Source organism: Streptomyces sp. N50 (assembly GCF_033335955.1).
Taxonomy (GTDB): Bacteria; Actinomycetota; Actinomycetes; order Streptomycetales; family Streptomycetaceae; genus Streptomyces.
Map to the genome: position 1 here is coordinate 1,217,964 of NZ_CP137550.1, position 24,738 is coordinate 1,242,701.

The following is a 24,738-nucleotide window of genomic DNA, read 5'->3' on the forward strand; positions in this document are numbered from 1 at the left end:
GGCGGTGGACCGCACCACCTTCGAAGGCTGGAACCGTTGGTGCGATACCCGCAGCGCCTTCGTCCCCGCGCCGATCCTCACAGCCCAGGAGTACGACCGCCTGACGAAGCGCCAGAAGCGCATCCACGACCTACATCGTCTCGCGACGCACAGTTCCCTGCCGATCCAGGCCACCCCGATGAGCGAGAATGTCGCCCACGCGGTGCTGGCTCGCGTCGAGGACGGCGCCTTCAGTCACAAGGCCGGTACCCGCGGCGGCATCATGGTCAACGGCGACGGCGCCCAGGGCAAGACCGAGACGATCTGCGAGGCCCTGGCCTACTTCCAGATGGAGTGGCTGGCCCTCAACAACTACGCGAACCCCGACGCCATGCCCGGCACCCGCGACCTGGTCGCCCCCGTCGCGTACGTACGCTGCCCGGTCAAGGCCACCCCCATCTCCACCTGCCAGCGGATCCTCGACTTCTACGGCGAGGACTACAAGGGCATGCGCTTGGAAGACCTCGTTCGCACCGTCAAGACCGCAGTCGTCGAGCACGCCACGAAGGCACTCGTGATCGACGACATCACCCGCCTCAAACTCCACCGGGAAGCCGACCAGGACGTCCTCGACCTCATCCGCGAAATGATGAGCATGCCGGTCACGCTCATCCTCGTCGGCGTCGGCATCCCTACCTCGGGCCTGCTGCGCGAAGGCCGCCGCGACCCCAAGACCCGGGAGTGGATCTACACACGGGTCAAGGACCGTGGCCGCAGCCCGAACGACCACGCCGCCAGCCAGCACGAACGCCGCTTCCAGATCGTCGACCTCGATCCGTTCAGGTACTCCACACCTGCGGAGATGCAAGCCTGGATGGTTCATCTCCAACGTCTGGAAGGCGAGTTGCGGCTGTTGAACAACACCGACGGCATGCTCACCGGCGGCGACATGCCCGAGTACCTGTTCTCCCGCACCATGGGCGTGGTCGGCATTCTGGAAAAGCTCATCCAGCACGGCTGCCGCCGCGCCATGGAGGACAAGAGTGAACGCTTGACCAAAGACCTGCTCAACCAGTTCGCCGTCACCCCCGACGACATGCCCGACCTCGACGCCGAATCCGGCGAACAGCCCAACATCCCGCCCCACAACCCCACACCGAAGAAGAAGCCCACCGGCCGCAACACTGTATTCGACGACGACGGTCCGGCTGCCGCCGGCTCTGCGGGGTGACCTGCGTGCAGCACCGTGTATTGGCCCTGAACCTGGAACCACTGCACGAGGAGTCCTTGCTCGGACTCCTCCTCCGCCTGGCCTACCGACTGCGCCGATCTCCTGCTCAAACTGCCTGCGGAGACCGCCACCAAGTTCGCCCACATGACACGTCTTCCCGCCTCCCAGGTTCAGGACTTCGGTCTGCGCCGTTACGTGAGAATCCTTCCGGCTTTGCGAATGATGCGAGGGGACTCGTTCGGCCACTACCTTCGCAGCCCAAAGGTGACGCATCGCCACTCCACTTCGCACTTTCCCTACCGACTGGCCGAAGAGGCAGGGCCCTTCGCGAACAGGAATCAACGCAGTCCGTCCTACGTGACTCTGAGTCGTCGGATCGCGGCCTACGGCTGCCCGGCTCGCCATAATCTGCGGCGAAGGAGCTGACATGCGAATTGAATTGCCGACCTGGGCCATTCAGACAGCCGCGCGACACCAAGATCCGGCCCATTGACAGCACGTCCACTGGCACGGAGTCTCTCCCCCTGCCGGAAGAGTCCCTGTCAGGCCTGATCCTGCGCTTGGCCTACCGGCTGAATCGCTCGCCCGCCAGGATCGCCTCCCTGTGCGGGCTGAGCCGTCACCAACACCGACTGCCCGCCGAGTACTTGATCGCCTTGCCTGCGGAAGCCAGCGCGGCTCTCGAGGCAGCTGCGTCTCTGAGCAAGGGCGAAGCCGACGCGCTCACTCTGTCAGCCATGGCCGTCTCCTATCCGCCGCTGGCCACCATGCGTCTGGGCGGCAGCCGCAACATGGCCTCTGCCCGACGCACCTGGGCTTTCAACCTGTCCAGCCGGTACTGCCCCAACTGCCTTGCTGGGGACGGGAGCATCATCCAGAACGCGTATGGCGGCCCGTGGAGACTGCGCTGGCATATCCCGGTCTCCTTCGCGTGCACCGCCCACAGCCGCCTCTTGGAGCACAGATGTCCACAGTGCGGAGGTCATCCGAACGAGCCCTCGAACACCGAGCGCCAAGGGCTTACCACACAGCGCACGATCGGTGGCCTGCACCCGGCTCAGTGCCGCCATCTCCTCGTATCCGGCCCGGTCGGTACCAACGTCCGGACACCGCTGTGTGCAGCGCGACTCGACCAGACGGCCTGTGCAGCCGAGCAACCGGACAGTGACCTTGTCATGATGCTCGCTCTGCAACGACGCATCGACCGGCACCTCACGCCCACCAAACACTCGCACCCGACCAGCAACAACTACTCAACCCCACAGCAGCAATTCCTTTCCGACTTGATCGCCGCCGCTCAACTCATCCGGCTCAGCTGGCCCGACAGTGCACGCTTCGCCCCTTCGAGCACCACCGCAGATCTAATTGCCCGCCACGTTGCCACCTGGAACGCCCTCCGCGAAGACCGCAGCCCGGGCAGGCGCGTCCGCAATGCATGGGCAGCTCCCCACGAACCGGCTGAGAGCGGAGCACTGCTGCTGGCCGCTGACACCCTGCTCGCCGACCAGGGCCAGCACAGTCCGGCTCTTCGCGAGCGGATCCAGCCGCTCGCCAACGCCGCGTTCTCGCGCAACCATGCAAACATCAGCGCAGCCTTCCGACGTATGGACATCTCCCCAGACCTGTCACGAGCCCTGGCCCAACGATCTCTTGGCTTCAACCGTGCTGGCGGCCATCACCACGCCAGACAGCACGTGCCCTCACGCCAGTGCCAATTCGGAATCGAGCATGTCCCCGCTCTCCTGCCGGAAGCCTGGATCAAAGCGCATTTCGGCGATTTGACGTCCCTCTGGGACCCCATAGACGTTTGGAAACCACGCCACCTACGTCGAGTAGCTTCCCTCAACCTCGTCGAAATGGCTGGCGGCGGACCCTGGCCTCAATGCGCCGAGGTCCTGGGAATACCTTGGACCACCGCCCAACGTAGTCTGACCGTACTCAAGCGAATCCTGTTGCCCGGTGGCCTCTGGCCGCTGCTCGACACGGCGGTCGAGGCAGTCGCTCAGGAATTAGATGCTGCCGCACTGCACGTGGATTTCGCTGCTCGTCGTCGAACGCTGAGTACATGGCAGATCCCTGTCGAGGACCTTGCTGCACTCACGGTAGGCCTGGTCCGCCTTACCGACGTGGAGTCTTCTTCGACGCGGGCTGCGGTAACTGCGCTCGTGTGGGCTCGCGTGACGCAGGGCGACCACCTGCACAGCCCATCGGTGCAAGCACTCCGCGATGCGCAGCAAAGCACCAAGCCCTTGGTATCCGCCATCGGACAGTTGCAGACCCCCTGCAACCGCAGAGGAGCCAGATTCCGCTTCCTTCAACGCATCAGCGAATACGCCGATTACCTCACTCAAACACGCGTTGAAGGGAACCGGTGTAGTTGAGAGGCCGGTCCAATTCCGGACATGCGACGCTGCTTGCGCGATTCGTCCCGTCCGAAGATGTGATCGGTCGACATGTAGGTGCCGACGGTGCGGGTGGTGTCCCTCCTTGTTGTCGGCGCTGCTGATTTCGGGAGCCCCGGCGGACTGCGCGGAAGGTCGGGGGCCCACTTCCTCTCCCCCGCCTACGTCGGGAGAAAGCTCAGCTCCCGTCCCTGATTCCTGATAGGTAGCAGGTTCTTGTCAAGGGGCATGGGCATGCGGCCCCTCCCCGCTGAGAGGGGGCGGGGCTGGCCGGGGCGTGCGTGTCGTGGCGTCGTCGCGCGGTCTCCCTGATATGCACGCGTTGAGTACCTCATGACCGGTTGTGCGTCAGGAACGGACGGCTCATCTACAGTAACTATGAAAAATACAGAAGCCCGACGGTAATACCGAGAGGAAACGTATGCCTATTTCTTCAGATTTAGAACTGCACGGACAAACTGCTTGGGTGCGCTCTGCCCGCTGAACAACTTCTGAACTTCGGCAAGAATCGGGGTCCCCAACCTGAGGTCGAGCGCTTGATCCCAGGACTGCGTGAAGGTCGTTGCATTCTGAACAAGATCATACTGGAATTTCGCGTACACCGGGTCAGGAGATTTGACCAACAGTTTCTCAGCATTGGTCGTGACTGGCACCTCGCCTTTCTTTATCAGTCCCTCGACGTAGCTGTCGCTGTAGGTAGTCTTGAGGAACGCTGCGACGGTTTCCTCCGGTGCACCTTTGGTCACGGAGATGTAATTGGTGGGGTTTCCCACGATATTGTTCGGGTCCCCCTTTCCACCCTCGACCGCGGGGAAGGGAACATAACCGAGATCATTCTTGGTGAAGTCCGGATCCTGGCCTTGCTGGACAGCATATTCCCACGAACCCATGAGGACCATCGCCGCCTCACCCTTCGACAGCATGGTGGAGGTGCCGCCAGCGCCGTAATTGATCGAGTTGAAATTTTTTCCGAACGCTCCGCTGTCCACCAAGTCCCGAATCATCTGCGCAGCTTTGAGAACCGCGGGGTCGCTCCACAGCGACCACTGGCCGTCCTGGATATCTTGGAAGAACCAGGGCCTCGCCAGGCGTTCAACGAGGTACTCCACCCACATCAGCTCGGTCCACAAGGAGCTGGAATTACCCGCGAGCGCAATAGGCGTTACCCCCTTTCCCTTGAATACCGTCACCAAGTCCGTTAGATTGGCGTAGGTCTTCGGCGGCTCCACAGCCGCATCAGCGAAGACCTTCTTGTTGTAGAAGAGGAAAACTGGCTGAGCACCGCGGCAAGGAAGTCCAATAAGTTTGTCGCCGACCTTTCCAGCTTCGAGCGCAGAAGACAGGAAGTAGACTTCCAAGAAATTATCAAGCCCTTCCAGCCTTCCAGCCTTATCATAATAGGCAAGGTCGCCGCCACCCCAACTGAAAAACAATCCCGGCATCTTGGAAGATCCCATGGCTCTCCGCAACTTTTCCTTGTACTTGCTTGCGGCGATCACGGACATCGATATCTTTCCATGGCCTGCAGAGTTGAACGCATCCACTGCCGCCTGCTGGACCGCGTTCGTAGGATCCTGTAGCGTCCAGAAATCCGTAGATCCAATTCCGTTAGACGCATCGCTGGCGAACGAACCGCAACCAGCCACGGAGAGGCCACCAGTCGCGGCAGCAGCGGCGGTGAGGAACCATCTTCGGGAGCCTCTGTTCATTGAACACCTTCCGATTCGGCAGCACCCGCATAGGGACGCACTTCACCCAGCAGGCCCTTCGGGCCTGCTGGGCATTGCTGTGGGAGAGGGTGATGGCTCGACTTGCCGGGGGACTTGCGAACCGCCCACGTCATCGCAGCCGTGGCCAAGCCAGCCAACTCCAGGCTAAACATCGATATTTAGCCGCGGCAACAGTCGGAATGTGTCGATCGCGAAAGGTTTTCGCAATTTGACAATTTGTGGAATTCAGGCTGGAGATCTTTAACGGTGCGGGCTACGTCAGGTCGTGTCGGTTGGTGCGGGCCGCACTGTGCCGGAGGGATGAGGTATCCCGATGGCGATGGTCTGACGGCCGAGGAGTGGGCTCGGCGTGAGCAAGTCCGGCTCGGGGCAGCTGACTTGATCGAGGTGGGACCAGTGATCGGGAGGTGGCCCGGCGGTTCAGGGTGACCCAGATGTCGGCGAACCACTGGCGCCGGGCCCTGGCTTCGGGCGGCCGGCAGGCCCTGGTATCCAAGGGCACTGGCGGCACACGCTGCAGGTTCAACGCTGGTCAACTGCGTGCTCTGGAAGACGTGTTGGAAGCCGGCCCGGCCGCATGCGGTTGGAGCGACCACTGCTGGACGCTGGCGAGGACCACCGAGACCGTGCGCCGCCGGTTCGGCGTGGACTCCACCCTGGCCGGGCTCGATCTGCTGCTGCACCGCATTGGTTCGTCGGTGCGCCACTTGTGCGGCGTGCACGCGCAGCTGGGCCACCATGCGCGTGGCCCACTCCTCTTACCAATCAACGAGTTACGTGCACGCCTCAAGCCAGGTGAGAGCCCGTTCCATGACATTGAAGCCGTGCCGCATCCACGGGAAGTACTCCGCGGTTTTGGCGTTGCAGGCCAGGACATCCCAACGGCAATCATTGAGGTAGACCGCCCAGGTACGGCTCTCCTCGACGAAGACACGGAACGCGTCGGGGAGCAGCGGGCCGAGTTGACTCACAGGGGCGGGGGCCGCAGCGGGGGCATGGCCGCGGGTGACGCGGTACACGATCTCCCATTCCTCGTCGCGCAGATCGAGGACCCACCGCACAGCGTGAAGAAACGCGTCACTGTAGTTGCCGGGGCGCCCAGCCTCCAGACCGCCGTAGCAGTAGTAGCTGACGTCGGCTAGCCGGGCCACCTGGCCCTGCGTGATCCCGACAGCCCGCACCGCCGACCCGGCGGTCCCACCGCGGCGGGTGACGTGGCCCCGGCTCCCGCCGCGCGGCCCGTCCTGTCACCGCCCTCTCCGTCCGTGCACCGCTGACCAGCAGAAAGGCCCTCTCTCTGTCCGACCGCTTACGCTTCACTGCTCATCTGGAACACGGCTACGTCGCCGAAGGCGGCCCGCAGATTCCCTCCTGCCTGGCCGACTGGTTCCTCACCCGCGAGCAGTTCGAGCCGCTGCCCGGTGCCTCGGGCCGGTACCGGCTCACCGAGCCAGAACGCGACGGACAGTGCCGCACCCGCCAAGCCGTCCACGACCTGCGCAGTCTCAGCTACCGCATCCACGCCGACGCCGCCCTTGAGCCCGTCTACTCCGCCCCGCCCGCTCCGGGACCAGAGGATGTACGAACGGCGCAGCCGTCTCGCCCGGGCAGCCGCCCGATCCTCACCCCGGAGCGGCCCGACTCCCACCGCCTCTGCACCGTCTGTACGGCCGAATCCACCCGCGTACGCACCCGCCGGTCACCTGCCCGGCGGGTGACCGGCACGGTGACACCTGCACCCAGCCGATCCGGATCCTGCGCGGACCTGGCGGCGAGGTCGAAGTCACCGGCCCCGTCGACGCGTTCGCCGGCGAGGTCCTGCGCGGCGTCTGGATCCGGCTTCCCTTCGACCTCGGCCGCGGCGGTCAGCCCGGGAGCACGCTGACGGGTGTGGTCATGGTGCGGGTGCTGTCGACGATGCGCTCGTCGCCTTGCAGGGTCACCTGGACCGGGACGCCGCGGTCGCCCGCCGACCGGGCGACGGTGAGGGTGAGGTCGCCGGGTTCGACGCGTCGGCGAAGGTCTCTCCCGGTGAAGGCGGCCAGGTCCGTGTGGACCTCGAACTCGACGACCCGGGTCTCACCGGCGGCGAGGTCGACGCGGGTGAAGGCGATGAGCTGGCGGACCGGGCGGGTGACCGAGGCGACCGGGTCGGTGAGGTAGAGCTGGGGGACGCAAGTGCCCGCGCGCTCACCGGTGTTGGAGACTCTGGCCCGCAATGTGATCGTCGCGTCGACGGACACGACGGCTTCGTCGACGGACGCGCTCTCGATCTCAAAGGTCGTGTACGACAGACCGTGCCCGAACGGGAACGCGGGTGTGGGGTCGATGTTGCTCACGCCGTCGCTCTTGAGGGCGAGCGGAGGCGCCAGGTAGGTGCCCGGCTGGCCCGCCTCGTCGCCCGGGATCTGGACCGGAAGGCGCCCGGAGGGGTTGATCCGACCCGACAGGCCACCGGCGATCGCCGCGGCCCCCTCCTCGCCGGGGAAGAACGCCTGGACGGCGGCGCCCGCCCGCCGGGCGTGCCGGCCGATGGCGTACGGACGGCCCGAAAGGACGACGAGGACGACTTGGTTCGCGGCGTCGAGGACGGCCTCCACCAGTTCGTCCTGGACTCCGGGCAGTGTCAGCACGCTGACGTCGCAGCCCTCACCGGAGGAACCGTGTCCGAACATCCCGGAGCGGTCACCGACGACGAGGACCGTCACGTCGGCCGCGGCGGCGGCAGCCACCGCGGCGGCGATGCCGCTGCGGTCTTCCCCGATGACCTGGCAACCGGTCTCGTGGCGGACTTCGGCGTCGGGGAACTCGCGCCGGAAGGCGTCGAGCACCGTGGGCGCCTCGACGCCCAGGGGGGTGTCGGGGTGGTGGGGCAGTACGTGGTTGGGGAACGAGTAGCAGCCGAACAGGCATCGGACGTCGTCGGCCGCGGGACCGATGACGGCGAGGGAGCGCGCGCCAGCGAGCGGCAGGAGGTTCGAGGGGTTGTCGAGCAGGACGACGGACTCCTCGGCCAATTCGCGGGCGATGGAGCGGTTTCGGGACGAGTCGAAGTCCGCGGGAGCGGTGTACTGTCCGGGCTTCCAGTCGGGATCGAGCAGGCCGAGTTCGGCCTTCTGGGTCAGGACCCGCAGTACGGCGCGGTCGACGAGATCCGCCGGCATGCCGTCGTCCAGGAGCGGCTCCCCGTATGCGGTGGTGTGGGGCAGTTCGACGTCGATTCCGGCCCGGAGCGCGGCACGTGCCGCGCCCGGGATGTCGGCCGCCACGTGGTGCAGGGAGGCGAGGAACGCGATCGCCCAGTAGTCGGACACCACCGTGCCCTCGAATCCCCAGCTCTCGCGCAACAGCCGGGTCAGGAGTTCCTCGCTGGCGCCGCAGGGCACGCCGTCTATGTCGTTGTAGGCGTTCATGACCGAGCCGACCCGGCCCTTGACCACGGCCTTCTCGAACGGCACGAGGATCAGGTCGGCGAGTTCGCGGGGACCGACGGCGGCGGGGGCGTGGTTGCGGGCGGCCCTCGATGCGGAGTAGCCGGCGAAGTGCTTCAGCGTGGCGACGACTCCGGCCGACTGCAGTCCCTGTACGTAGGACAGGCCGAGTTCGGACACGAGGTAGGGGTCCTCGCCGAGGGTCTCCTCGACCCGGCCCCAGCGGTAGTCGCGTACGACGTCCACGACGGGTGACAGTCCCTGGTGGATGCCGACGGCCGCCATGTCCGAACCGATGGCCGCGGCCATACGGTGCACGAGGGTGGGGTTGAAGGTGGCCGCCCAGGCGAGCGGTGTGGGGTAGACCGTGGCCTGCCAGGCAGTGAACCCGGTGAGGCACTCCTCGTGGGCGATGGCCGGGATACCGAAGCGGTTCGCCGCCGTCACCCGCTCCTGGAACTCTGCGAGGCGCTTACGGCCCGCCTCCGGGTCGATCGGCGCCGTACCGAACACCCGGGTCAGATGCCCGAGACCGTCGACGATCGCTTCTTCGAAGCTCTCGGCGCCGCGGAAGGTGTCCTGCATCGGGGCCACGTCGCCGGACTCGTCGTGGCCGGGCCAGGTGCTGCCGAGCTGAGCGACCTTCTCGGCCCTGGTCATGGTGTCGAGGAGGGCCCGCGCGCGAACGGACGCCGGCAGGGCGGGATCGTTCCACAGCCCGTTCGTCGGGCGCTCGTCGCTGATCGTCAAGGTCTTATCCATTCTGTTGCGGGGGGGGGTGCGCGAGAGCGCGCGAATGGTCCAAGGGGGCGAGGAGGCACCGCCGACCGGGAAGGGAGTGGGCCCGGACGCCGGTCCGGCGGTCATGGGGAGGCAGACACGCCGAACTGCGTCGCACGGGGGGAGTCGGCGCCTTTCGGCGTCCGGGCCCCGAATGGGGTGGCGTCCCGCTGGATTCGCCGGAGCGGGACTCGGCACCGTTACTTGCCGCCGGCTCCCATCAGACCCGCGACGAGGGCGCGGCGGGCGAAGAGGTAGACGACGAGGATGGGGACGGCGGACATCAGCACCGCGGCCAGCAGGGCCGGCACGTTCGCCGCGTACTGGGAGACGAAGTTGTACAGGCCCAACGTCACCAGCTTCTTGTCGTTCGACTGGGTCATGATCAGCGGGAACAGGAAGCCGTTCCACGCCTGGAGGGCCGTGAAGACGCACGTGGTCGCGATGGCCGACTTCGACATCGGGACGACCAGCGTCAGCAGAGTCCGGGCCGGGCTCGCGCCGTCCAGTGCCATCGCCTCGTACAGCTCGTTGGAGATGTCCCGCATCCCGCCGCTGAGGACCAGCACGCTCACCGGCAGCGCGAACGCCGCGGTGGGCAGGATGATGCCCCACAGGGTGTCGTAGAGGCCGAGGTTGTTGATGATCAGGAACAGCGGGATGATCACCGCCTGGGAGGGGATCGCCAGGCCCAGGAGGAACAGGCGGAACACACCCTTGGTCAGCCAGCCCCGCCCACGCACCACGGCGTAGCTGATCGGGACCGCGAGCGCCAGCACGATGGCGACCGTGGCCACCGCGACGACGACGGTGTTCCAGATGTACTGCAGGAAGCCGCTGTCCACGACCGTTCGGAAGTTGTCCAGGGTCACGGTGTCGGGGATCGAGACGGGACCCTTGTCGGTGTACTTCGTCTGCGGCTGCACCGCCGTGTTCACCAGCGCGTACAGGGGGACGCCGATGATCACCAGCCAGACGAGGGCGGCGGCGCCGGCGAGGTAGTTCGGGCGCGTCCTCACAGCCCCTCCATCGTGCTCGTCATCTTGTCGTACCCGCTGAGCTTCGTGAGGATGACGGAGGCGGCGGTGGCGAGCACCAGCAGGAAGCTGGCGATGGCGCTCGCGTAGCCGTAGTCGTATGTCCGGAAGGCCGTCTGGTACATGGAGAACGGCAGGATCGCCGTGTCGGTGCCGGGGCCGCCGTTGGTCAGCAGCAGGACGATGTCGAAGGCCGTGAGGCCGCCGACGACCATGAAGATGGTCGAGGTGATCATCGTGTTGCGCAGTTGCGGCAGTGTGATGTGGACGAACTGCCTAACCCGCCCCGCGCCGTCGATCGAGGCCGCCTGGTAGAGCGTGTGCGGAATGGACCGGGCGGCGCCCTGGTAGAGCAGGCTGTGGAAGGGGACGAACTGCCAGGTGGTCACGAGGACCAGGCAGGCGATCGCGCCCTGTTGGGTGCCCATCGGATTACTTCCGAACAGCCATTCGAACTTGGCAGGCAGGCCGAAGTTCGGGTCCAGGAGCTGGCGCCACATGATGGCCGTGGCCGCCGTGGACAGCAGCAGCGGCAGGAAGAACACCGCCGACAGGATCGCCCGGTTGCGCTGGTGGCCGGCCGCCCAGACACCCAGCAGGATGCTGACCGGCGCCTGTACCACAATGTTCCCGATCAGCAGGAGCCCCGTGACCGTGGTGGACTGCCAGACCTGGCTGTCACCGAAGAACCGCGACCAGTTCGCCGTGCCGGTGAACTGCGGTGGGTTCAGGCCGTCCCAGTGCGTGAAGGAGAGGTAGAGCACGCCCACCATCGGGGCGACGGCGAAGACGAGGAAAAACAGCAGCCCGGGAACCGCCCAGGCCACGCCGGGCCGCTCCAGGGTGGGAGGAGCGGCCCGGTCACGCACCCGCTGCTTGCGCAGGGGCCGTGAAGTCGTTGCGGAGACCACGTGGACGCGCCTTCCTACTTCTTGATCGCCAGAACCGCGCTGACGAACTGCTCCGGCGAGCTCTGCCCATTGAACAGTTTCTGGATCTCGGTCAGCAGCGGCGTGCCGAGGGTGAGGCCGAGCGCCTGGTCCCAGGACTGGGTGAAGGAGGGTGCCTTCTGCACCAGGTCGTACTGGAACTTGGCGTACGCCGGGTCGGCCGCCTTGGTGAGGTACTGCGCGGCGTTGGAGGTGACCGGCACCTCACCCTTCTCGACCAGGCCCTGCACATAGCTGTCGCTGTACGTGGTCTTCAGGAACTCCGTCGCGGTCTGCTTGGCGGCGGAGGTGGTCACCGAGAGGTAGTTCGTGGGGTTGCCAACCACGTTGCCAGCATCACCCTTACCCCCCTCCACAGAGGGGAAGGCCACGTATCCCAGGCCGTTCTTCGCGAAGTCGGGGGCCTCGGCCAACTGGGTCGCGTACTCCCACGAGCCCATCAGCACCATCGCCGCCTTGCCCTTGTTGAGCAGCGTGGAGGTGCCGCCGGCGCCGTAGTTGACCGACCCGAACTTCTTGCCGAACGCGCCGCCGTCCACCAGCTCCTTGATCATCTGCGCGGTCTTGAGGATGGCGGGGTCCTTCCACTGCGACCAGTCGCCGCCCTGAATCTTGTCGAACAGCTTCGGCCCCGCGAGGCGGTCGACGAGGTACTCGACCCACATCAGCTCGGTCCAGGAGGAGCTGGCGTTGCCGGCGAGCGCGAAGGGCGTGATGCCCTTGCCCTTGAAGACCTTGACCAGGTTCTGCAGCTCGGCGTAGGTCGTCGGCGGCTGGACGCCGGCGTCGGCGAAGAGCTTCTTGTTGTAGAAGAGGAACACCGGCTGGGTGCCCCGGCAGGGGATGCCGACCAGCTTGCCGCCGACCTTGCCCGCGGCCAGCGCGGAGGGCAGGAAGTGCGACTCCAGGGCCGTGTCCAGCGTGACCAGCTTGCCGGCCGTGACGTAGTCGTTCAGGCTGCCGCCGCCCCAGCTGAAGAACACGCCGGGCATCTTGGCGGAGCCCATCGCGGTCCGCAGCTTGTCCTTGTACCCGTCGGTGGCGATCACGGTCATGCTGACCTTGCCCTTGCCGGCGGAGTTGAACGTGTCCACCGCGGCCTTCTGGACCGAGTTGGTCGGGTCCTGCAGCGTCCAGAAGTCGACGTTGCCCGTGGGCGAGGACGTGGAGCTGCCGGACGAACCACAGCCGGCCACGGTGACGCTGAGCGTGGTCGCCGCCGTAGCGGTGAGGAACCATCTCCGGGACACACTGTTCATCGTTGAACACCTTTCGAGTCGGCAGGATCCCTCCGCGGGTGCACTGCACCCGGCAGGCCGTCCCGGGCCTGCCCGCACTGAGGGATCTGGGTCGATGGCCAAGACCGTCAGGCGCTGTTGCGCAAGTGTTGCGGTTCCGTTGCTCCTGCGGTTGAGCTGGCGTCGGTCACGTTAAGCGGCGGAATTCGGCCGCGGCAATATCGGAGCGAAATCACTTCCGAAAGACTTTCGCAGTCCGAGGGCTTGCGGAACCGGCTCGGCTTCGTCCCTATTTCCCGGTTTCGGGCGGCGCCGTGGACACGCGCACGACCAGTTCGGTCGCGAGTTCCCTGCGCGTCGTGGCGGGAGGCCGGCCCTCGGCGAGGTTCAGCAGGACACGCGTGGCCTCCTGGCCCAGTTCCCTGAACGGCTGCCTCACCGCACTCAGCGGCGGCGAGGCCATGGCGGCCACGAGGGTGTCGTCGAACGACATCACCGACAGTTGGCGCGGTAAGGCGATGCCCAGTTGCCGGGCGGCCTCCAGGGCGCCGAGCGCCTGGACGTCACTGGCGGCGAAGAGAGCGGTCGGTCTCTCGTCCCGCTCCAGCACACTGCGGGCGGCGCGCAGTGCCTCGCCGTAGTCGAAGTCCGTCGAGCGCACGAGCGTGGCGTCGTAAGGGATCCCGGCCTCCGTCAGGGCGGCCCGGTAGCCGTGCAGGCGCGCGGACCCGGCCAGGGAGTGCGACCGGCCGGCCAGCATGCCGATGCGGCGGTGCCCGAGGTCGATCAGGTGCTGGACGGCGGTCGTCGCGCCGTGCCAGTTCGCCACCCCGACACTGGGGATGTCCCCGGACGGCGCGTTCAGGGGATCGACGAGCACCACCGGAATCCGCTGCTCCAGGATCCGGCGCTCGTCCCGCTCGACGAGAGTGGAGATGACGATGACGACCCCGAGGGCGTCCAGCTTCTGACACTCCTCCAGCCACTGTGCGATGGAGCGCCGACCCGTCGTGCCGACGGTCGTGTGGACACCGATCTCGGCCGCCGACTCCACGATGCCGCGGACCACTTCCAGGGTGTACGGTCCCGCCAGGTCCCGGAACACCGCGAGGATCTGCCGTCGCCGACGGGCTTCGGTCTCCCACGTACGGACAAAGCCCCGTTCGGTGAGCAGCGCCTCGATGCGGGCGCGTGTCACCTCGGACACGTCACGCCGCCTGTGGACGACCTTGGAAACGGTCGCCGGCGAGACGCCGACCTCGTCGGCTATCGAGGCGAGAAGCCCGTACTGGGCGTTCCGGCGCGAACTGGTTGGGCCCGTCACTGCGGTGTGGACCTCCCCTGCGCGTCCGTTGGCCTGTTCTGATCGCGTGCTGAGTGAACGTACACGCCGGTTCGATCACGGCAGGCCGAGAAGGAGTGCCGAAAGCCGCGCACACCTGCGGAAACGCGGGAACTCAAGGGCTGCGAAAGTCTTTCGCAACCCGATCGGCCGCCTCTTGTAGGCTCCCTCGCAGCCTGTTCGAGCCGCTCAGGCACGTTACTTCCGGGAGGCCGGGAATGCCGGTGCACAGCATCTACGACACACAACCCGCCGACCGCTGGGAGGACGCTTTCCTCTCCGGCAACGGCGAGTACGGAATCATGGTGTTCGGGCATCCCCACCGGGAGCGGATCGTTCACAACCACCACCGTTACGTGCTGCCCAACGAGTCCCTAGGGATGCGGCCGCCGGCCGTCGCCGACCGTCTCGAACGGGTCCGCGACCTGGCCCTCGCCGGGGAACGGGAGCAGGCACAGCGCGAGTTCTCCGACGGCAGGGGGATGGCCTGGACACAGTCCTTCCATCCGGGGCACATGCTTCATGTGGACACGACGGCCGGGGACGGCCCGGTCGAGGACTACCGCCGGGTCACCGACTTCGCCACGGGCGAGGTGCGGGTCACCTGGTCCGACGGGGAACGGGAGTGGGTACGGCGTGCGTTCGTGTCGCGCACCGACGCCGTCGCGGTCGTCGAGATGACCGGTCCGCGGCTCGACCTGGCCATACGGCTGTCCGGAGAGCTGGCCGGCCGTCCCGCCGAGGTCACTTTCACGACGTCCGCCGAGGTCACGGGGGACGGAGAGGCGTCACTCGCCGTCGTGGGCGAGTATCCGCCCGGTCCCGGCGCGGCGGGATTCACCGGCGTGACCCGGGCCGTCGTCACCGGCGGCCGGGTCACGGCGGAAGGGGACACAGTCCGTGTCGAAGGAGCGACGCGCGTCGTTCTGCTGACCCTGATGGACCGGTCGGCGCCTCTCCCCCGCATCGACGCCCTCCGCGCGGTCCTGGCTGAACTGCCCACCGAATACGACGAGTTGCTCTCCCGGCATGCGCCCGTCCACGGCGAGCTCTACGGCCGCGCCGAACTCGACCTGGGTGTGCCCGACAGCGACCGCGGCCTCCCCGTGGGCGAGCTGATCGCCCGTGCCGACACCAAGACGCTGGACGGCGCGCTGATCGAGGCGCTGTTCCACTCCGGCCGCTACCTGCTGCTCAGCTCCAGCGGGGTACTGCCGCCCCGGCTAACCGGCCTGTGGCTGGGCGAATGGGGCGCCGCCTGGTCCGGCGACTACACCACCGACGCCAACATCAACCTCCAGATGGCCGGGGCGGTCCTCACCGGCATGCCCGAACTCATCGCGCCGTACGCCGCCTTGATCGACGGGCAGATCGACGACTGGCGCACCAACGCCCGCACGATCTACGGCACCCGCGGGATCCTGGCCCCCAGCCGGACGGACGGCGAACACGGGCTGCTCTTCCACCTGAACGACGACTGGCCCTGGACCATGTGGCTGGCGGGCGCGGACTGGCTGCTGTTCCCCCTGTACGAGTACTGGCAGGCGACCGGCGACGACGACTTCCTCGCCCGCACCCTCGCCCCCTGGCTCGTCGAGGCCGCCGTCTTCTTCGAGGACTTCCTCACCCGCGAGGACGAGGACGGACACGTCGTCCTGGTCCCCTCATACTCCCCCGAGGTCGGCCCCCGCGACGGTCTGGGCATGTCCGGGGTGAACGCCACCATGGACCTGGCCTCGGCCCGGCACGCGCTCGCCACCGCCGCCGAGGTCTGCACCCGCCTCCGCATCGAGCAGGCCGCGGTCGGCCGCTGGCGCGCGCTGTCGGAGCGGCTGCCGCCGTACCGCGTCGACGGGCAGGGGGCGCTCGCCGAGTGGGCGTGGCCCGGGCTGGAGACCGCCGACGCGCACCGGCACATCAGCCACCTCTACCCGGTGTGGCCGCTGCACGACATCACCCCGGACGACACCCCGGACCTGGCCGCCGCCGCCCGCGAAGCCCTGCTGCGACGGGGTGACGAGAACCTCTCCGCGCACGGCAGCCTGCACCGCGCCCTGGTCGCCGCCCGCCTGAAGGACAGCGGGACGGCGAAGGAGAACGTCCTCAAGATCGTCAGCCGGAACATGGTCTTCCGGTCGCTGATGACCTCGCACAACCCCGATCTGGAGATCTACAACGCGGACGCCGCCCACTGTCTACCGGCCGTGGTCGTGGAGATGCTCCTCGACTCCCGGCCCGGGATCGTGGAACTCCTGCCGGCTCGGCCCCCGGAGTGGCGGTCCGGCAGCCTGCGCGGCCTCGCCACGCGCGCCGGGGTCGGCGTCGACGAGCTGACGTGGGATGTGTCCGAGGGCCTCGCGAAGGTGGTGCTCACATCGCCAGTCGAGCGGGACATCGTCCTCGTGTGCCGTGACGGCTCGGACCAGCGGCAGACCGTACACCTGCTGCCGCACGTCCCCACCACGGTGACCGTCCCGCTGGCCTGAGGCTTCAGAGGCGGGCGGAGTCGGGACGCCCGCCCCCGGGACAGCCGCAACGGTGCGACGCGTGCGCCCTGCGGTCACTCACTGGGGATCGACTCGGCTGCGCACCGACGTCGAGGTGCGCAGCACGAGCTCCGTCGCCAGCTCGATCCGGGACGACGCGGGCGGTCGACCCTCGGCGAGTTGTACGAGCACCCTGGTGGCCTCGGCGCCCAGCTCCTCGAACGGCTGGCGCACCGCGCTCAGCGGCGGACAGGCCATGGCCGCCACGAGGGTGTCGTCGAAGGACATGACCGCCAGGTCCTCGGGAACGCTGAACCCGTGCTGACGGGCCGCTTCCAGGACGCCGAGCGCCTGCGCGTCACTTGCCGCGAAGACGGCGGTCGGTGGATGCGCGGAGCGCAGGATCTGCAGGCTGGCGAGCAGCCCTTCTTCGAAGTCGAAGTCGGTCGAGCGCACGATCGCCGGGTCGTACGCGATACCCGCCTCCTCCAGAGCGGCCCTGTAGCCGTGCAGTCGCGCGGCCCCGGCCAGCGAGTGCGAACGGCCCGCGACCATGCCGATCCGGGTGTGCCCGAGGCCCAGCAGGTGTTGCACCGCTTCCCTGGCCCCGCTCCAGTTCGTCACCCCGATGCTCGGAATGTCGTGGGTCGGTGCGCTCAGCGGGTCGATCAGCACCACGGGAAGCCGCCGCTCGACGATCCGGCGCTGGTCTTCCTCGGCCAGCATGGAGATCACGATGATCAGGCCCGCCGCGTCCAGTGCCACGCACTCCTCAAGCCACTGGGAGATCGAACGGTGACCCGTCGTCCCGGTCACCACGTCCAGGCCCAGTTCGTCCGCCGCGTCCACGATCCCACGGACGACTTCCAGCGTGTACGGCCCCGACAGGTCACGGAACACCGCGATGATCTGGCGCGACGCCGCGGGATCAGGTTCTCCCGGGCGGACATACCCGTGGCGTGCCAGCAGGTCCTCGACCCGGGCCCGGGTCGCCGCTCCGACGTCGGCACGCCGGTGCACGACCTTCGACACGGTGCTGAGCGACACTCCCGCCTCGCCGGCGATGCTGGTGAGCAAGCCGTACTGCGCATCCGCGCGCGTGCCGCCCCGAACTGTCACTCGTACGCCTCGCCTTTGAGCTGCCACTCGAAACTCCGCCGCAAGCCAACAGGACGAAAGGCCCGGTGACAAGGCTGCTGCGTCGGATGAAGGCCAGCGCGCCGCGTCGGCCGAGCTCCGACGTCGCCCGCTCCGACGACGGCCTTGGTCATCACCTGCTCCTCAGACGAGGCCGCCACCGGTTGCCAAGCGGTTTACCATCTACATCGAAACGATGTGAATATCGTTTCGATGCCAGCCCTCGCCGCACCGACTGCCCGCTCCCGCGGATCCGCAGCGTGAGAGGAACGATTGATGACCGAAGCAGACTCCCGACAGACCTTCGTCACCTCTGCCGACGGCACCCGGATCTCGGTGACCGTCACGGGTCGAGGAGGTCGCCCCTTGGTACTGGTACACGGCTCCCTCGGCACGTCTGCGGACTGGCAGAGGGTGGCGGACCGCCTGGCGGGCCACATGACCACCTATGCCATCGACCGCCGCGGTCATGGAAGCAGCGGGGACGCCGCCCACTACTCCGTCGAGCGGGAGCGGGACGACGTCACGGCCGTCCTGCAACTGGCCGGACCCGACGCCATCCTGTTCGGCCACTCCTTCGGCGGCTTCCTCTGCGGCAGCCTCGCCCTGGACCACGTCCCCGTAGCCGCGATCCTCTATGAGCCCCCCTTCTTTCCTCCCGGCCCCGTCGCCGGGGAGGAAGCTCTGGCCGCGTACGACGGCCTCTTGGCGGACGGCGACCTGGATGAAGCGCTCGCTCTTGGAATGCGTGCCTTTGTAAAGGCTCCCGAGGAGGACATCTCCGCGTTCCGGAGCAGCCCCGCGTGGAAGATACGCACCACGTTCGCTCCCACCTGGGCACGTGAGATGCGTGCGTTGGACGCGTTCGACAGCGAGCGCGCCCCGTTCGCGAGGATCACCTGCCCGACCCTGGCGCTGAGGGGCGAATACAGCCCCGACTGGCTGAGGGAAGGCACGCGGCTCTTCCAGAAGGCGCTCCCGGACGCACGGCTCGTGGACCTGCCGGGTCAGGGGCATGACGCGGCCGAATCCGCTCCCGCCCTGTTGGCCCAGGAAGTCCTGAATTTCATGCGCACGCTGCCGGCGTGAACGGCGACCGCGGCGACGGCCTCGCGCCTCGTCACGCATCACAACCCCTCCATACGACAACCCGGTTGCACGGAAAGGTCATTCGAAAATGAATGGATACAGGCCCCTTGGGCCCCTGGGATTTGGCGGCGCCTCCCTGGGCAACATGTACGCGCCCGTGGACGACGAGACCGCGGAGGCGACGCTGGCCGCCGTCTGGGATACAGGTGTGCGGTGCTTCGACACGGCTCCGGGCTACGGTCTGGGCCTGGCCGAGCACCGTTTCGGCAACTTCCTGCGGCGTCGTCCTCGTCAGGACTTCATGCTCGCCACCAAGGTGGGACGACTGGTCCGCACCCAGGTGGACCCCACGAAGCAGACCGTGCACGGGCAAGGGCCCGGTGCCAGCGAGTCCTTGATCTTCAAGGAAGGCCTGCCCTTCCATATCGAGGTGGACTACGGCTACGACGCCGCCATGCGTTCGGTCGAGGACAGCTGTCAGCGGCTGGGCATCTCGGAGATCGATATCGTCTTCGTGCACGATCTCGGCTCCGATCACCTCGGCGACGCCTGGGAGCAGCAGTTCGACGTCGCCTTGAACGGCTGCTTTCGCGCTCTCGCCGAGTTGCGCGACCAAGGAGTCATCAAGGCATGGGGTCTGGGCAACAACGTCGTCGAGCCCGGCATCAGGGCGCTCAAGGAGGCGGACCCCGATGTCATCCAGATCGCCGGACGGTACACGCTTCTGGAGCAGTCGGCACTCGACGAGCTCTTCCCCCTGTGTGCCGCGCGCGACGTCCCCGTCATGCTCGGAGGTGTCTACAACTCCGACATCCTGGCCGGCGGAAACCACTACGACTACGCCCAGGCCGCACCGGACGTGATCGCCAAACGCGACCGCATCCAGCGGATCTGTGCCGGCCACGGCGTCGATATCCGCGCAGCGGCACTCCAGTTCGGCGCCGCTCACCCTGTGGTCTCCACCGTCCTGGCCGGTGCCAAGTACCCGCAAAAGGCCCGCGAGAACGCTGAGTTCATGTCCGCGCCCGTACCGTCGGAGCTCTGGCAGGAGCTGAGGAGCGAAGGAATCCTTCCCGAGGACGCACCAGTTCCCGCGTGATGCCCGGGTATTTGCCCTGAACGTGCACCCGCCATCGGTGAATGCTCACTGAAGAAGAGGCAGGCCACCCCTGCCTCTTCTTCAGTGGTAACGGTGGGAGCCCCTTGCGTCCGCGGCGATCAGCACCGGGTGAGACAACCAGCGCCATGTACCCACGACGGAAATGGGTAGTACTGCGCACGCCGACCGCCAACCCGCCGTGGCAGCCTTCGATTTCCCAATCACCACGCGTTCTACGGGGAATGCACTTCCCCTTGGCGAAACAGCCCCCCACGGAATGCCAGAAGGAAACCAAGGAAATTGATGGCTGTCCAAGACAAGCAGGGGGTCCAGTGACGACCGCGCTCCTGAATCACGACGTCGGCCGACCGAGATGGCTGAGGACCCTCATCGCCTCCGTGACATCCGCCGCCATCCTTGCCGGAGCCCTGGCCGGTGCACTGGTCACCGCCTCTCCCGCCGCCGCGCAGACCACGCCGGTCTTCCGGCTCGACACCGACAACGGCGCGACCACCGCCAACTACCTCTCGTTCCTCAGCCAGATCCGCGCCAACGTGGACTTCGAGGCACAGGACGTGGACAACACGGTCGCGGGCACCACCGACCTGGTCGATCACACGAACCCCAACGCCCTCGGGTACACCGAGGCCATCATCGTGACCGAGGACGGGCACCAGCTGCGCCTGCGGTTCCGGACCAGCGACATGTACCTGGTGGGCTGGTTCGACAGCACCAACCACTACCACTACATCGGTCCGGCCACCGAGGCACGGATCCCGGTCGCAGACCCCCAGGCCCAGCAGCTGACCTCGGGAGCGGACTACCGCAGCCTGGAGAACCTCGCTGGAGCGCTGGACCGTGGGGCCATGGTCTTCGGCCGGATCCAGACCGAGGCCCATGCCCTAAGTCTGTGGAAGGCCTCCAGCAGCCAGGCGATGGCCGCGGCAGCGGTGTACTTCGCCCAGTTCATCTCCGAGGCCACACGATTCCGCGGTATCCAGGACACCATCGCCCAGGACGGGTTCGGCTCCACAAGTGACGACTCGTACTCCGACTCCACCACGCTCGACTCCCACCTCGTCGACCAGGAAACCAATTGGGGCACGCTGAGCGAGCGGTTCCGCGCGGTGCAGCTCGCCGGCAATGACCAGACCCCCATCCCGCTGACGGGTTGGTTCCGCAACGGGTTCGGTGACATCGTCGAGCAGGCGCTGAACGTCGCACGCGACTACGCGCAGGTCATGATGCTCGCCAACGGCTACCCGGGATACTCCAGCAGGCGCCACCTCACGGACGACGACACCATAGTGGTCGCCGCCGACGGCTCCGGCGACTACGACACCGTGCAGGCCGCTATCGACGCCGCCCCCTCGGACGGGCTCCAGTACACGGTCCTCATCGAGCCGGGCACCTACCACGAGGCGATCACCGTCCCGGCGAGCAAGGCCAACCTGTTCATCAAGGGGGACACGACCGACGCCTCCAAGGTCGTCATCACCGCCGACCGGGCCCACGGGATGACCAACCCCGCGACGGGCGCGCCGTACGGCACCGAGGGCAGCGCCGTGGCCACGATCAAGGCGACCGGCGTCACGGTCGCGAACGTCACCATCCAGAACACGTTCGCCCCGGCCAACCACCCTGAGGTCGACGCGTACTCGACCCAGGCCGTCGCGCTGGCCGCCGAGAGTGACCGGCAGACCTTCACCCAGGACCGGATCATCAGCCGCCAGGACACGATCCTCGCCAAGTCGCCGGTCGCCACCGCCCAGGAGCGGCAGTACTTCGTCGGCAGCTACATCGAGGGCTCGGTCGACTTCATCTTCGGCAACGCCACCGCGGTGTTCGACCGGGACAACATCGCCATGGTCAACTGGGTCGGCGGCACGGTGCTGGCACCGAACACCGACAAGAGCAAGGAGTACGGCATCCTCATCACCGGCAGCACGATCTACACCAACGGCGTGCCGGCGAACACGATGTACCTGGGCCGACCCTGGCACAACACGGCGGACGCCTCCCCCCAGGCGGTGGTCCGCGACACCACGGTGAACTCGGGCATCACCGCGGCCCACCCCTGGACCGACATGACGACGGACTACTCGTGGACGTCGGCCCGGTTCAAGGAGTACAAGAACACCGGTCCAGGTGCGGGTACGGGCGCGAACGCGCCGCAGATGTCCGACTCCGAGGCAGCCGACTACACCGCCCAGAAGTACCTGGCCGGCACCGACGGATGGGACCCGGTCTCCTGAGGCCGGTCATCCCGGAATCCGGTACTCCGGCCGAAGGACAACAGCGGTGACAGGGTGGGGCCCGGATCATCCGGGCCCCACCACATCGCTCCCCTGCTTCTACGACGTGGAGACCTGGCCGGCCGTCCACCAGGCCGCGATCCGGGCCCGTGATCTGAAGCCGAGTTTGGCCAGGATGTTCTCGACATGACGGTCGGCCGTGCGTGGCGACAGCACCAGCTCGGCGGCGATCTGCCGGTTGCTCAGACCTTTGGCCACCAGCGCGGCCACCTCCCGCTCCCGGCGCGACAACGGGGACACGGCATCGGCGGTATCGACATCGATGTCAGCGTCGGCGTCAATCCTGTCGGCCAGGGCGAAGGCGACAGCCCGGCCGGGGCCGCCGTGACCGCCGCCGTCCGCGAACGCCACCGCGTAGGCCGCCTGCCCCAGCGCGGCGACGACCGTCTGCTCGCAACGCTCGTGGTGAGCGGTCATCTGCGGCCCGAACGCGGCGACGGAACTGCCGGCGTCCCTCCACAGCACGTCCGCGGCACCCAACAACCCGGCGGCCCGCGCGTGCGCGCCGCCGACGGCGGTGGCCCAGGCGAGCAGTTCCAGCATCCGTGCGACCATCGCGTAGTCGTCGAAGCCACGCATGTACTCCAGGGCGGACCGGGCCAGAGCCTCGGTCCTCTCACGGTCGCCGCAGATCCAGGCGTCGTGCCCCAGTGCCATCAGCACCTGCGCATGCCCCCATCGCTCGCCACTCGCCTCGGCGGCGGCGATCATCCGGCTGCTGGTCTCGGACACGCCTGGATCCCCGGCGTAGGCCTGGGCGCAGGTGAGGGCGATCAGCCAGGACACCGACTGGCGTTCGTCGCCCAGTGCCGTCATCGCGGCCAGCGCCTCCGCGTAGCGTTCGATGGCCTCCGCCGGCCGTCCCCGGTAGTGGGCCGACACCCCGCGGAAGCCGGCCACCTGGACCCGCACCGCGGGGTCGCCCAGCCACTCTCCCAATGCGTCGGCCTCGTCCAGCCACCGGTCGGCCGTCGCCAGGTCGCCCTGGGTCTGCGCGACCCAGATCGCGGCGAGCAGCGCCTGCGCGCGCTCCGGGGTGGGCTCGGGTGCGGCCGTGAGCGCCCGCTCGAACATGCGGCGCCCTTCGCTGAGGAAGCCTCCGGCGCACCAGTGCCAGCACAGCGCCGCGAGCAACCTCAGCCCGGCCCGGGGGTCTTCGTCGCAGTCCAGGGCGGCGACCAGGTTGGCGTGCTCGACGCGCAACCGCGCGAGGTTCTCCACCTGGCCCGCCCGGTACCAGTGCCGGTCGATGCGTTCGGCCAGGGCGAGGAAGAAGTCCCGGTGGCGCACCCACAGTTCGCGCCCCTCACCGGATTCCGTGAGCCGCTCCCGTCCGTACCGTCGGACGATCTCCAGCAGCCGGTAGCGCCGACCCTCCGCCTCACAGGTCAGGACGACGGACTGGGCCACCAGCCGGTCGAGGAGATCCGCCACCTCGCGCCGGTCGATGCCGTCCCCCGCGCAGACACCCTCGGCCGCCTCCAACGTGAACCCGCCGACGAAGACCGACAGCCGCCGCCACAGCAACTGCTCTGCCGGGACGCACAGTTCATAGCTCCAGTCGATCATCCCGCGCAGGGTGCGCTGGTGCCGCGGGGCAGTCCGGCTGCCCCCGCCGAGCAGCGCGAACCGGGCTTCCAACCGGTCCTCCAACCGCTCTGTCAGCTGCTCGACAGTGAGGCCCCGCAGCCGGGACGCGGCCAGTTCGATGGCCAACGGCAATCCGTCCAGGTCGGCGCAGAGCCGGGCCACTTCGGTCTGGTTCGGGGGGCTGACGGCGAACTCGGGGTGGACGGCGGTGGCCCGGTCCCGCAGTAGCGCGACCGCCTCGTCCAGTGGAAGTGGCGGTACGGCGAGGACGTACTCGCCGGTCACACCGAGCGTGTGGCGGCTCGTTGCCAGGATGCACAGCTCCGGCGCGGCCGACAGAAGCGCCTGGACCAGCCCGGCGCAGGCGTCGACAAGGTGCTCACAGTTGTCCAGGATCAACAGAGCCCGCTGCCGCGTGAGATAGGCGGCCAGTTGATCTACGACGGGCCGGACACCGAGGTCCGGCATCCGCAAGGAGCCGGCCGCGACGGCCGTCACCGCCGCCTGGTCGTGCACGGAGGCCAGGTCCACCAGCCACACCCCGTCCGGGAACGCCTTACCGAACGTACGGGCCGTCTCCAATGCCAGTCGTGTCTTGCCCACTCCGCCCACTCCGGTGAGCGTCAACAGCCGCCCCGCACCCAGCAGTCGGCGGATCTCGGCGGTCTCGTGCCGTCGGCCAACGAAACTGGTGAACGCCGCGGGCAGATTCCCCGACTCCACGACCATGCCTTTCACGTCCACGTCCGCCTGTCCGTCCTCTGAGGACACCCGCTCCAGACCATCTCTTGTTGAAAGTTACACAACATTCACGCAAGGCATACCAAGAACAGGCAAAGGGGACAGATGTAACTTGCGGACGCGCGACCGCGCAAGGAACCGAAGATGCGGGCTGCCCCTTC

The 24,738-nt window shown here is 67.5% G+C and carries 16 protein-coding genes; 6 read left to right on the top strand and 10 right to left on the bottom strand.

The genetic code is table 11. The features are described from left to right. Positions 1 to 4: 4 nt before the first annotated feature. Together R2B38_RS50090 and R2B38_RS50095 are read left to right on the top strand one after the other, a co-directional pair. Positions 5 to 1,210, top strand: coding sequence for an AAA family ATPase (locus R2B38_RS50090; protein ID WP_318022863.1), 1,206 nt, complete (start codon positions 5 to 7; stop codon positions 1,208 to 1,210). A 434-nt stretch (positions 1,211 to 1,644) separates the two neighbouring features. Next, positions 1,645 to 3,591: a TniQ family protein gene (locus tag R2B38_RS50095; RefSeq protein WP_318022864.1), complete on the top strand. Its 1,947-nt coding sequence runs from the start codon at positions 1,645 to 1,647 to the stop codon at positions 3,589 to 3,591. Positions 3,592 to 4,037: 446 nt separating this feature from the next. On the opposite strand, the gene R2B38_RS50100 is transcribed toward R2B38_RS50095, so the two are convergent. The 8 genes from R2B38_RS50100 to R2B38_RS50135 all read right to left on the bottom strand — a co-directional run bounded on the left by R2B38_RS50100 (position 4,038) and on the right by R2B38_RS50135 (position 14,102). Next, entirely contained in the window at positions 4,038 to 5,321 is a 1,284-nt protein-coding gene (locus R2B38_RS50100; protein WP_318022865.1) for an ABC transporter substrate-binding protein, read from the bottom strand. Positions 5,322 to 6,115: 794 nt separating this feature from the next. Next, a complete protein-coding gene (locus R2B38_RS50105; RefSeq protein ID WP_318022866.1) occupies positions 6,116 to 6,493 on the bottom strand; it encodes a hypothetical protein in 378 nt (125 codons plus the stop codon). Positions 6,494 to 6,651: 158 nt separating this feature from the next. Beyond that, on the bottom strand, positions 6,652 to 6,864 hold the full coding sequence (locus tag R2B38_RS50110; protein WP_318022867.1) for a hypothetical protein: 213 nt from the start codon (positions 6,862 to 6,864) through the stop codon (positions 6,652 to 6,654). A gap of 343 nt (positions 6,865 to 7,207) precedes the next feature. After that, complete coding sequence (locus R2B38_RS50115; protein ID WP_318022868.1) at positions 7,208 to 9,523, bottom strand: beta-glucosidase family protein; 2,316 nt, start codon at positions 9,521 to 9,523, stop codon at positions 7,208 to 7,210. Between the two features lie 230 nt (positions 9,524 to 9,753). Next, on the bottom strand, positions 9,754 to 10,572 hold the full coding sequence (locus R2B38_RS50120) for a carbohydrate ABC transporter permease (protein ID WP_317879891.1): 819 nt from the start codon (positions 10,570 to 10,572) through the stop codon (positions 9,754 to 9,756). Further along, positions 10,569 to 11,501: a carbohydrate ABC transporter permease gene (locus R2B38_RS50125; RefSeq protein WP_411978640.1), complete on the bottom strand. Its 933-nt coding sequence runs from the start codon at positions 11,499 to 11,501 to the stop codon at positions 10,569 to 10,571. The genes R2B38_RS50120 and R2B38_RS50125 overlap by 4 nt, the downstream gene beginning before the upstream one ends. Before the next feature lie 14 nt (positions 11,502 to 11,515). Next, positions 11,516 to 12,799: an ABC transporter substrate-binding protein gene (locus R2B38_RS50130; protein ID WP_318022869.1), complete on the bottom strand. Its 1,284-nt coding sequence runs from the start codon at positions 12,797 to 12,799 to the stop codon at positions 11,516 to 11,518. A 268-nt stretch (positions 12,800 to 13,067) separates the two neighbouring features. Continuing rightward, positions 13,068 to 14,102: a LacI family DNA-binding transcriptional regulator gene (locus R2B38_RS50135; RefSeq protein WP_318022870.1), complete on the bottom strand. Its 1,035-nt coding sequence runs from the start codon at positions 14,100 to 14,102 to the stop codon at positions 13,068 to 13,070. Between the two features lie 236 nt (positions 14,103 to 14,338). On the opposite strand from R2B38_RS50135, the gene R2B38_RS50140 reads away from it, so the two are divergent. After that, complete coding sequence (locus R2B38_RS50140) at positions 14,339 to 16,606, top strand: glycosyl hydrolase family 95 catalytic domain-containing protein (RefSeq protein WP_318022871.1); 2,268 nt, start codon at positions 14,339 to 14,341, stop codon at positions 16,604 to 16,606. Between the two features lie 78 nt (positions 16,607 to 16,684). On the opposite strand, the gene R2B38_RS50145 is transcribed toward R2B38_RS50140, so the two are convergent. Beyond that, positions 16,685 to 17,725, bottom strand: a complete 1,041-nt coding sequence (locus R2B38_RS50145) for a LacI family DNA-binding transcriptional regulator (RefSeq protein WP_318022872.1) — start codon at positions 17,723 to 17,725, stop codon at positions 16,685 to 16,687. Between the two features lie 294 nt (positions 17,726 to 18,019). Between R2B38_RS50145 and R2B38_RS50150 the strand changes: the two genes are divergently transcribed. The 3 genes from R2B38_RS50150 (at position 18,020) to R2B38_RS50160 (ending at position 22,186) form a co-directional block, all read left to right on the top strand. Further along, entirely contained in the window at positions 18,020 to 18,832 is an 813-nt protein-coding gene (locus tag R2B38_RS50150; RefSeq protein WP_318022873.1) for an alpha/beta hydrolase, read from the top strand. Between the two features lie 157 nt (positions 18,833 to 18,989). Continuing rightward, positions 18,990 to 19,931, top strand: coding sequence for an aldo/keto reductase (locus tag R2B38_RS50155; RefSeq protein ID WP_411978641.1), 942 nt, complete (start codon positions 18,990 to 18,992; stop codon positions 19,929 to 19,931). A 398-nt stretch (positions 19,932 to 20,329) separates the two neighbouring features. Beyond that, positions 20,330 to 22,186, top strand: a complete 1,857-nt coding sequence (locus R2B38_RS50160) for a pectinesterase family protein (RefSeq protein WP_318022875.1) — start codon at positions 20,330 to 20,332, stop codon at positions 22,184 to 22,186. Positions 22,187 to 22,285: 99 nt separating this feature from the next. On the opposite strand, the gene R2B38_RS50165 is transcribed toward R2B38_RS50160, so the two are convergent. Continuing rightward, a complete protein-coding gene (locus R2B38_RS50165; protein ID WP_318022876.1) occupies positions 22,286 to 24,607 on the bottom strand; it encodes an ATP-binding protein in 2,322 nt (773 codons plus the stop codon). Positions 24,608 to 24,738 lie beyond the last annotated feature (131 nt).

What these genes read in the sequence shown, in the direction of transcription:
- R2B38_RS50100 (WP_318022865.1), bottom strand. Translation starts at nt 5,321, where the DNA reads ATGAACAGAGGCTCCCGAAGATGGTTCCTCACCGCCGCTGCTGCCGCG.
- R2B38_RS50130 (WP_318022869.1), bottom strand. Translation starts at nt 12,799, where the DNA reads ATGAACAGTGTGTCCCGGAGATGGTTCCTCACCGCTACGGCGGCGACC.
- R2B38_RS50140 (WP_318022871.1), top strand. Translation starts at nt 14,339, where the DNA reads ATGCCGGTGCACAGCATCTACGACACACAACCCGCCGACCGCTGGGAG.
- R2B38_RS50150 (WP_318022873.1), top strand. Translation starts at nt 18,020, where the DNA reads ATGACCGAAGCAGACTCCCGACAGACCTTCGTCACCTCTGCCGACGGC.